This window comes from Streptomyces sp. 150FB (genome assembly GCF_000818195.1).
In the GTDB taxonomy this organism is placed as follows: domain Bacteria; phylum Actinomycetota; class Actinomycetes; order Streptomycetales; family Streptomycetaceae; genus Streptomyces.
In genome coordinates this window covers 9,435,924-9,445,192 of record NZ_JTHL01000001.1, presented here as the reverse complement: position 1 = coordinate 9,445,192, position 9,269 = coordinate 9,435,924, and the positions used below count along the sequence as shown (strand labels likewise).

Below are 9,269 nucleotides of genomic sequence, written 5' to 3'. Positions count from 1 at the left end.
GCGGCCCTCCGCGGCGCGGCCGGCCGCCGCCCCGCGCTCTCACGGACGCCCGTTCGCGCCGCACTTGATGATCGGGTTGATGCAGTCGCGCACGCGGCGCTCCATCTCCCCGACCGGCCAGGCGTTGAAGAAGTCGCCGTGCATGGTGTACCCGGCTCCTGATGCCAGCCTGATCCGGGACGGGTCACCGTTGACCGGGTAGCGCAGCACCTGGCGGAGCTTGGGCACCGGCACCGGATGGGTGGCCGGGCAGGCGTTGTTCACCGGGTAGGACATGTGGCTCTTGTGGTCGGCCGAGTCGAGGTCCTTGCCGTTCCAGCACTGCGGGAAGTCGAGGTACGACTCCAGCATGGAGCCCGCCGGGCAGTTGACGAAGTCCTTCGAGGGGTTGACCTCGCCGTGGTGCAGGCACGACCAGCGGGCGCGGATGTCGCCGTCGTTCGGCCCGGTCGCCTTGGCGTTGCCCGCCACGATCTTCAGGCCTTCGGGGATGGGCCTGGTCTGGGCGATGACCGCGTCGGACACGCCCTCGCCGAGGTAGTAGAAGGTGGTGCCGGTCGGCTCGACGGCCTGGTTGTCGACGTAGAGCGTCGGTACCCAGTACGAGGAGAGGTCGACGACCGGGTCACAGGTGGTCCCGGCGGCCTTGAGGTCGCCGAGGTTGGTGTAGGCGTTGGTCGCGTGGCTGCCGAAGAAGCTGTGCATGTGCGAGGCGCCCGGCATGCCGGGCAGCACGATCGGGTCGTCGGGGAGCGCGTGGCTGAACTTGCACTCGGCGACGAACTCGGCGACGCGTACGACGTCGGCCGCCTGCGCGGCTCCCGCCGGCCGCGCCTGCCCGGCTGCGCCGGTGTCGGCTCCGGCGAACGCGCCTGTTGGTCCGAAGAGGATCTGTGCCGCGAGGGCGCAGGCCGCCACCACTCCGGCGAGTAGGGCCTGCCGTCTTCCCCTGCGAAGGCGGCTGCCGTTCCCGGACCGCGGTGCTCTCATGGAAACTCCTGGGATTCGGGGATTCCGCGCATGCCTGACACCGGCCTTGGCCGGGCGGGGGCAGAACGGGGATCCGAGGGTGGGGGGAGAGAGCCCGGTGAGGGGCTCTCTTGAGTGCCGGACGTTAAGGCCGCTTAAAGACTCCGTCAAGGCATCGCGTCAAGTTCCGGAACCAACTGCCCGGTTGTGATCCACCGCTCCGGACGGCTCGTCAGATCCCTTACCCCGCTTGCCATGTGGTCGTGCCTGGTCAGGGGTGTGCGGTACGGAGAGAGGCAGGGATTCGCCGGCCGGGCCCCAGGACGTGGGAGCGCCATATCTCTTCAGTTGGTCAACGCTTTACCGGAGTCCGCCGGGTAAAAGGTACGACAAGCGAAAGCAAGCGAGAGCCGGCGGGAAAGGTCCGTCAGAGAACGGGCGGAATACGCGCGGCGATGAGTGTGATGTCGTCCCTGGCGTCACCGAGGGTGCGGGCAAGGGTCACGCACAACCGGTCCAGGGGCTGGGTGTGTTGTGCGGCCATGTGCTGGCGCAGCCGGGTCAGGCCCGTGTCGATGTCCTGCGTACGGGACTCGATCAGGCCGTCGGTGTAGAGCAGGACGGTGGCTCCCGGAGGCAGTTCGGTGGTGGCCGTCGGGCGAGGGGTGCCCGGGCGCAGTCCGATCAGCATGGCGTGCCCGTCGGTGAGATAGCGGGCCTTGCCGTCGGCGGTGATGAGCAGGGGCGGCGGATGTCCCGCCGCGGACCAACTGAGCTGCCAGCGACCGTCCCCGGTGCGGTGCAGGCGTGCCATGACCGCGGTCGCGGAGTCGGCGAGCTGGAGGTGCGCCTGCGCGTGGTCCAGGCGTTGCAGGATGGCGCCCGGTTCCTCCTCGGGACGGTCGACGGCCAGCGCCCTGAGCATGTTGCGCAGTTCGCTCATCCGGGCGGCCGCCTGGATGTCGTGGCCGGTGACGTCGCCGACCACCAGGGCGAGGTCGCCGTCGGGCAGCAGGAAGGCGTCGTACCAGTCGCCGCCGACCTCGGCGGTACGTTCGGCGGGCTGGTAGTGGGCCGCCAGCTCCAGGGTGCGCACCGGCGGCAGGTCGGTGAGCAGGGCGCGCTGCAAGGTGGCCGCGATGTTCGCCTGCTGGGCGTGCAGCCTGGCGTTGTCGAGGCCGAGCGCGGTGCGGCGGGCGACCTCCTCGGCGAGGACCCGGTCGGCGTCGTTGAAGGGCGGGCTGGGCGCGCCACGGGTCAGGGTGAGCGCACCGAAGGTGCTGGTACGCAGCCGCACCGGCACGATCAGGGTGTACACGGCCTCAAGACCGGCGAGCATCGCCGTGGTGGCCAGGCCCAGCGCGTCGGGGCCGGCGGCCTCGTCCGGCTCCCCCGCGCCGGACGGCGCCATGCCCGACGGGGATATGCCGGAGGAGTCCTGGTCGGCGTAGAACGGCGCGGTCAACTGCTGGGTGGGACCGCCTCGCAGGACCTGCGCGAGCGCGGCGGTGGAGGTGTCGTCGTACGCCGGCGGGTCGGCCTCCAGCACGCCGGGCGGTACCTGGTCGGGGTCGTGGTGGGTCCAGGCCGTACGCCGTACGCGTCCCCGGTCGACGACCAGGTCGATCACGGCGGCGTCGGCGAGCCGGGGCACCAGCAGTCTGGCCAGCCGCGCGAGGCCTTCCTCGGCCTCCAGGGTGCTGACGAGCGCCAGGGTGAGTTCGCTGAGCCAGGTGGCTTCGGCGAGGTCGAACTCGGCCTGCTCGCGGGCGATCTCGCTGTGCGCGTAGCGGTCGGCGCGGCGTTCCTTGCGCTGGCGTTCGGCGCCGGTGTCGTGGAAGACCACGACGGCTCCCTGGGCCTGGTCCTCGCCGCGCGGCAGCGGGCTCGCCGTCCACCAGACGGCGAGCGGTGTGCCGTCGGCGCGCAGCAGAACGGCCTGGTCGCCGCTCACCCGGCGCCCCTCCGTCACCACGCTCTGCACCGGGTGCCGGGAGGGCAGGACGCCCAGGGCGTCGCCGCGCGGCGGGTGCAGGACCTGGTGGGCGTCGAGGCCGACGAGTCCGCCCGGCGGGTAGCCGAGCAGGTGTTCGGCCCAGGGGTTGCAGGCGATCACCCGTCCCGCGCCGTCGACGGCGTACATGCCGGCTCCGGCCCGGTCGAACAGTGCGGAGAGCAGGCCGTGGTCGACGTCCGGAGCCGTGGCGGGACTCCCGGCGCCGGCGCCCCCGCCGCCGACTGCGGCTCCCGTCAGCGCCCCGCTGTTTTCGGCCATGCTCTCCCCCAGGTGATGTGTCCGTCCCGCGCCGGCGGCCGGGCGCCGTGATCGTGGGTGCGGGCCGCTCCGGCGCTCACTCAGACCGGCCGCACCGTACAGGCGGCCGTCCGGTCGGCGTACTCGGGGATGACGTCGGCGAGGCCGGTCAGTTCCAGCAGCTTGCGTACCTGTGCGCTGGGCGCGGCGAGTCGCAGAGCGCCGCCGGGGTGCGCTTCGGCGCGCCGTATCCCGTACACCAGGACACCGATGCCCGCCGAGTCCATGAACGACACGAGCGCCAGGTCGATCACGATGCGCCGCCGGTTCTCCGCGAGGAGCAGGTCCAGCGCCTCACGGACCCGTGGCACGAGTCCGAGGTCGACCTCCCCCGCGAGCACGACCACCGCCCAGTCCCCCGGTCCGTCGGCGAGATGCACGGTGGACGCGGGAACCAGCACGGTGGTCCCTCCTCACGCTGAAGGCTTCCATCATCGCACCTGACCGTCCGCGCGCGGGCCGCCGGGCGCGGGACGGCCGAAGCGCACCGGCACGCCGGGCGAGTAGAGCACGCTCGCCGGGTCCCCCACCGGTGCGGGCAGTCCCCCCGCCGCCACCAGGTCCTCGCTGCATTCGAGGAGCCGCGCACGGTGCAGGCGCCAGCGCGGGTGGGTGTTCGGCAGGTACAGCGGGCGTCCGAGGACCGACGTGTGCAGGCCCCAGCGGGCGGTCAGGAAGTGTTCGAGGGCGGTCGGCTCCGCGATGGGCTCCCCGATCCGCACACCGATCCTGCTGTGCGCGCCGCGCGGTCCCGGCAGGCGTCTGGTGCTGGTGTACGTAAGGGTGTCGCCGTCGCGGCTGACCGCCATGCGGGACCACACGTACGGCAGCCGGAAGGCGGCCCTGGCGACAGCCACGGGGAGCAGCCGCCCGGCGTCCAGCGAGCGGAACACGACACCGCGGCGCCCCTGCCCGTCGACCGAGTAGAGGCGGACGTTGGTCTCGGGGAAGCTGCCCAGGTACGGGATTCCCGGCAGCCGCAGCCAGCCGATCCGGTGCATCCGGAAGGCGATGAGGCCCACGTAGGTGACACCGTCGAAGGTGTCGGGGACCGTTCCCCGCGGCAGCAGCGGCGCGACGTCCGCCGGGTCGGCGGCCCAGTGCAGGAAAGCGAGGTCCAGCCAGGACTGGGTGAGCAGCGGTCTCGGCTCGTCCCTCGGCGGGTCGGGTGTGACCGGTTCCGGAGTGTTCGTGGTGGTCGGCACGCCGTCAGCATTCCAGAGAGCGTCCCCGGTTCGGCCCGGCGCCGCTCTTTGACTTCTCTTCGCGGCGCTCCCTACCGTCGGTACGGGATCTTCACACCCGCCACTGACGGAAGAGCAGGATTCGTAATGGTCTCGCGCGACGCGTTCCACCCCGACCTCCCCGACCACGACCAGGACGCCGGCGACCACGCCGCCGCTCCCCCACGGGCCCGTCTCCACCACGTCCGCGCCGGCGCGCTGGACGGCGACACGGCGCAGACCGGCGGAATGCGGCGCTACGCGGCGATCAGTGGACGCGGTGTCGGTGCCGAGCGCATCTGGATGGGCCAGACACATGTGGCTCCCGACACGGCGTCCTCGAACCATCACCACGGCGAGTCGGAGACCGCGATCCATGTGGTGAAGGGGCATCCGGAGTTCGTGTTCCTCGACGACTCGGGCGGGGCGCCGGAGGAGATCCGTATCCGCACCTCGCCCGGCGACTACGTCTTCGTACCGCCGTACGTCCCGCACCGTGAGGAGAATCCGAGCCACGACGAGGAGGCCGTGGTGGTGATCGCCCGCAGCACGCAGGAGGCCGTCGTGGTGAATCTGCCCGCGCTGTACGTCCTCGGCGGCGAGCACCCCGGTGGCGGGGCCGACGCAAACTGACAGGCCGTCAGATACTCACCGTACTGCGGCCAGTTCGCGCACGGTCGCCATGTCGCTGAACGGGATCAGCTCGTCGCGGACGATCTGGTACGGCTCGCTGCCCTTGCCGGCGATCAGGACGACATCGTCGGGTCCGGCGGCTGACAAGGCGAACTCGATCGCCTGACGGCGGTCGGCGAGCCGCTCGAAGCGGGCTCCGGTCGCGTCGAGACCCGGCACGATCTGGTCGAGGATCGTCTCCGGGTCCTCGCCGCGCGGGTTGTCGGAGGTGAGCACGCACAGATCGGAGTGTGTTCCCGCGATCTCCCCCATCGGGGCGCGCTTGGTGATGTCGCGGTCGCCGCCACAGCCGAAGACGGTGATGATCCGGCCCCGGGCGAAGTCGCGGATCGTGGTGAGCACCTTCTCCAGGGAGTCCGGGGAGTGCGCGTAGTCCACGATGACGGAGGTGCCCTTCGGGGTCTCGAAGCGCTCGAACCTGCCCGGGATCGGGGGCATCCGGTCGAGCGCGCCGACCAGCGCCTTGAGATCGTGGCCGAGGAGGTGGCAGGCGGCGACGGTGGCCAGTGCGTTCGCCACCGAGAAGCGTCCGGGGACGGGGATCGCCGCCGGGTACTTGCGGCCGTCGTGGTGGAGTGTGAAGCGGGTGCCGAAGGAGTCCACGGTGAGGTCGGTCGCGCGGTAGTCCGCCTCGGCGTCGAGTGCGTACGTGGTGACCGCCCCCGGCATCAGCGCGACGATCCCGGCGCCCACCGCGTCGTCGACATTGACCACGGCGCGCCGGCAGAGGCCCTGGAACAGCCGGAGTTTGGCGTCCCGGTAGTTCTCCATGGTGCCGTGGTCGTCGAGGTGGTCCTGCGTCAGATTGGTGAAGATGCCGATGTCGATGAACGAGTGGTCGACCCGGTGTGTCAGCAGTCCCATCGAGGTGGCTTCGAGGACGACCGTCGCCACCTCGCGGTCGCGCATCACACCGAGGAGGTACTGGAAGTCCGGTGCCTCGGGGGTGGTGAGCACCGACCTCGGCATGGGGATCTGCTCATCGCCGATCCGGCTGCCGGCGGTCCCGATGACACCGACGGTGGCGCCTTCGGCGAGTCGCAGCACGGACTCGACCATGTACGACACGGACGTCTTGCCGTTGGTGCCGGTGATGGCGACCATGTCCATCGCGCGCCCGGGCTCGCCGTGGTAGCGGGAGGAGACGACGGCGGCGGTGACACGGGTGTCGGACACCCGTACGACACACACGTCCGGGTCGGCCTTGACGGAGGCGGGCAGGTCGGGTGCCCCCGCGTCGACCAGGACGGCCGCCGCGCCGCGTGCGAGGGCAGGGCCGATGGACTCGGGGCCGCCCTCACGATGACCGGGTACCGCGATGAACAGCGAGCCGGGCGTGACCCGGTGGGCGTCGAAGCAGGTTCCCGCGGTGATGACCGTCTCCGGATCACCCTGCAGAATTGTGTGGTCGTGTCCGGCGAGCAACTCGCTCAACTTCACAGGGGTCCTCTCGGCAGTGCGACGGCCGGCGGCGGCCGGGCGGCCCAAGGGGCACCGACGGCACGCCGGAGCGTCGCGGGAGTGATGTGGGGCGGTGCGGGAGGTGCGGTGCTCGAGGTGCGGTGCTGAAGGTGCGGTGCTGCGATACGGGCGGTGCGGTGAGTTACCGGCGTACGGGAAGCGCGTACCGCTTGAGGGGTGTACGGGTCGCTGCGGCGTCCGGCAGAGGTCCGGGGCGGAAGGCGGCTGGGGCGGCCCGGGGTTCGGCGTGGTGCGGTCGTTCTACGGATGTAACTGGGAGAGCGAACCGTGGAGCGGTGCTGCGCGGTCCTGACCGTGCGCCGGGAAGGCGGCTTGGCGCCGCGCTAGCCGTGGCCGTGCAGAGCACGGCAGCCGGCCTGCGGCGCTGAGACCGGACCGGGGCCGTGGACAGCCGCGACAGCGGCGGTCTCGCACAAGGCACAGGGGGACCCTGGCAGGCACTCCCTCATCGCGCGTGTGCAACCCATAGGGGGAGTGTACGTCCGCGCGAGCGCTCCCGGCTCCGTTCCTGCGGCTGCGGGATGCGTGCGGAGTGCCGGGCCGCTGCGGGGCGCCCGTGACGGCTGGGGCGTACGGGCAGCCATGAGGCGCGGGTGGCACCTCCCGGCACAGCGAAGCGCCCGGCCGGTCCGCCGGGGAGGCGGACGGGCCGGGCGCGGCGTTCGGTCAGCCGGTCGGGAGGGGGGACGGTGACGGCGTAGGCGCAGCCGTACGGTCAGACGCCCTGGCCCGCGCCGCCGGCGCCGCCGGACGCCACCTTGATCCCGCTGGTGATCTGGTCCATGACGGACAGTTTCGGCGCGCCGTCACTGACGTCGAAGCCGGATTGCACGACGACCATGACCTTCGGGGTCGACGGCGAGGGGAAGGCGAGCGACTGCACATAGCCGTCGTCGCCCTTGGCCGTCACAACCTTCCAGCGGACCAGGTAGCCCTTCTGTCCGGCGACGGTGACCGCCTCGGCCTTGAGCTGCTGGTGCGAGGAGATCTTCCCGTAGACCTTGCCGCCGTAGGACGCGTTGGCGTTGGCCTTGATGTCCTTCTCCGCGGTCTCCTTGGCGGAGAGACCCTTGTCGTTCAGCCCGGGGAGGGACGTCACGCCCGCGCGCTGGCACTTCTGGGTCGCGTCGCCGGGGCAGGTGTAGTCCCCCGTCGACACATTCGCGCCCGCGGCACCCGACAGGCCTGTCCAGCCCTTCAGGATCGGGATGCTGATCCCGCTGGCCGCGTCGGTGACCACGCCGGGCCCCGCCTGCGGCTGTTGGGGCGCGCCGTCGAGGCCGCCGGAACCGCCGCCCGGTGCGCCGGGGTCCTGGGGACTTCCCGGATCCTGCGGGTTCCCCGGGTCCTGGGGCCCGCCGGGTGCCGGTATCAGCGGGTTCTGCCGGCCGCGTCCCTGGGGAGGCGCCGAGGAGCCCGAATCGCCGCTGCCCGAGGCGTTGTTGTCGTCGGAGCCGCCGACACCGCCGCGTCCGAGGAGGAACGCTCCACCGGCGATGGCGAGCACGACGATCCCGGCGGTGACGCTCAGGACCACCCGCTTCCGCCGGCTGCCCGAACGCGCGGGCGGCGCCGGAGGATAGGGCGGCGGCGCGGGCATGCCCTGCGTCGCGCCCATCCACGTAGTGCCGTTGTACGCCTCGGGTGCCCCGGGTGCCCCGGTCTCGGCCGCTGCCGGCGTCGCCGGGGCCTCCGGAGCCGGTGCCTCGAAGGCCCCCGTGTGCGAGTCGGAGGCGGGGGCGGTGGCGGAACGGACTTCGTCGGTCCAGGCCGACCCGTCCCACCATCGTTCCAGTCGCGGGCCTTCACCTGTGTGTCCTGGATCGGGATGCCAGCCGGGCGGAGTCGAATACGTCACAGCCCACACCCTAAGCATCCTGTCTGAAAAGCCGGTGAGAGGGTGATGAGAATCCGCCCGGCCGCGTGTGTCAGGGGCCTGCCGGCACGATCCCCCTGACAGCTCCGAGGGACACCAGGTCCTGCGGGCGCAGCCGGAGCTGGTCGGCTGTCGCACCGGACTCAGCGGGAGGTCTTTTGAGGATCGCCGCGGCCAGTTCGGGCGCGATGACGGAGAAGTAACTGTCAGGCGTGGCCCAGGTGTTGCCAGGGGCCGAGAGGGCCAGCGCACCTCCGGATCCGCCCTCGCCGATCACCAGTGTGGTCAGTGGGACCGGCGCGGTGGCCATGGCCGCGAAGAGGTCGGCGATGGCGCTGCCGACCCCCTCGCGCTCGGCCCGTGCTTCGCTCGCCGCGCCGGCTGTGTCGACCAGTGTGAGCACGGGAATGCCGAGCCGTCCGGCGAGGCGGACCAGCCGGGCGGCTGTGCGGTAGCCGGCCGGGCGGGTCGGGGTTCCGCACTGCGCCGCGTACGCCACGGTGCGCCCCTCCCACAGGCCGAAGCCGCACAGCATCCCCGGGTCCGTACCGCCGCAGCGGTCGCCGGTGATGGCTTCGCGCCGGGAGAAGTACGCGTCCAGATAGGCGGCGGCGCGCGGGCGTTCGGGCGCGCGGGCGCGGCGTACCGCGTCCTGGCCGGTGGCGGGCGTGTCCGTGCGGCCCAGTGCGCGGGGTGGCGGTGCCGGGGTGGC

8 protein-coding genes are annotated in these 9,269 nt (G+C 72.0%); 1 reads left to right on the top strand and 7 read right to left on the bottom strand.

Translation table 11 applies throughout. The annotated features are described in order from the left end of the window. Window positions 1-39 precede the first annotated feature (39 nt). The 4 genes from QR77_RS40375 to QR77_RS40360 all read right to left on the bottom strand — a co-directional run bounded on the left by QR77_RS40375 (window position 40) and on the right by QR77_RS40360 (window position 4,488). Window positions 40-990, bottom strand: a complete 951-nt coding sequence (locus QR77_RS40375; protein WP_040026871.1) for a DUF1996 domain-containing protein — start codon at window positions 988-990, stop codon at window positions 40-42. 406 nt (window positions 991-1,396) lie between these two features. After that, entirely contained in the window at window positions 1,397-3,244 is a 1,848-nt protein-coding gene (locus tag QR77_RS40370; RefSeq protein WP_052489468.1) for a SpoIIE family protein phosphatase, read from the bottom strand. A gap of 80 nt (window positions 3,245-3,324) precedes the next feature. Beyond that, window positions 3,325-3,684, bottom strand: coding sequence for an STAS domain-containing protein (locus QR77_RS40365; RefSeq protein ID WP_052489467.1), 360 nt, complete (start codon window positions 3,682-3,684; stop codon window positions 3,325-3,327). A gap of 30 nt (window positions 3,685-3,714) precedes the next feature. Next, window positions 3,715-4,488: a DUF2071 domain-containing protein gene (locus tag QR77_RS40360; RefSeq protein ID WP_040026870.1), complete on the bottom strand. Its 774-nt coding sequence runs from the start codon at window positions 4,486-4,488 to the stop codon at window positions 3,715-3,717. A 126-nt stretch (window positions 4,489-4,614) separates the two neighbouring features. On the opposite strand from QR77_RS40360, the gene QR77_RS40355 reads away from it, so the two are divergent. Then, a complete protein-coding gene (locus tag QR77_RS40355; protein ID WP_040026869.1) occupies window positions 4,615-5,139 on the top strand; it encodes a cupin domain-containing protein in 525 nt (174 codons plus the stop codon). 15 nt (window positions 5,140-5,154) lie between these two features. Here the strand turns inward: QR77_RS40355 and QR77_RS40350 are convergent, their stop codons facing one another. The 3 genes from QR77_RS40350 to QR77_RS40340 all read right to left on the bottom strand — a co-directional run. Continuing rightward, entirely contained in the window at window positions 5,155-6,639 is a 1,485-nt protein-coding gene (locus QR77_RS40350; RefSeq protein ID WP_040026868.1) for a UDP-N-acetylmuramoyl-L-alanyl-D-glutamate--2,6-diaminopimelate ligase, read from the bottom strand. A gap of 757 nt (window positions 6,640-7,396) precedes the next feature. Beyond that, on the bottom strand, window positions 7,397-8,539 hold the full coding sequence (locus tag QR77_RS40345; protein WP_078877705.1) for a DUF2510 domain-containing protein: 1,143 nt from the start codon (window positions 8,537-8,539) through the stop codon (window positions 7,397-7,399). A gap of 70 nt (window positions 8,540-8,609) precedes the next feature. After that, window positions 8,610-9,269 (bottom strand): carboxyl transferase domain-containing protein (locus QR77_RS40340; protein WP_040029522.1); only part of this gene is annotated, 660 nt, incomplete at its 5' end.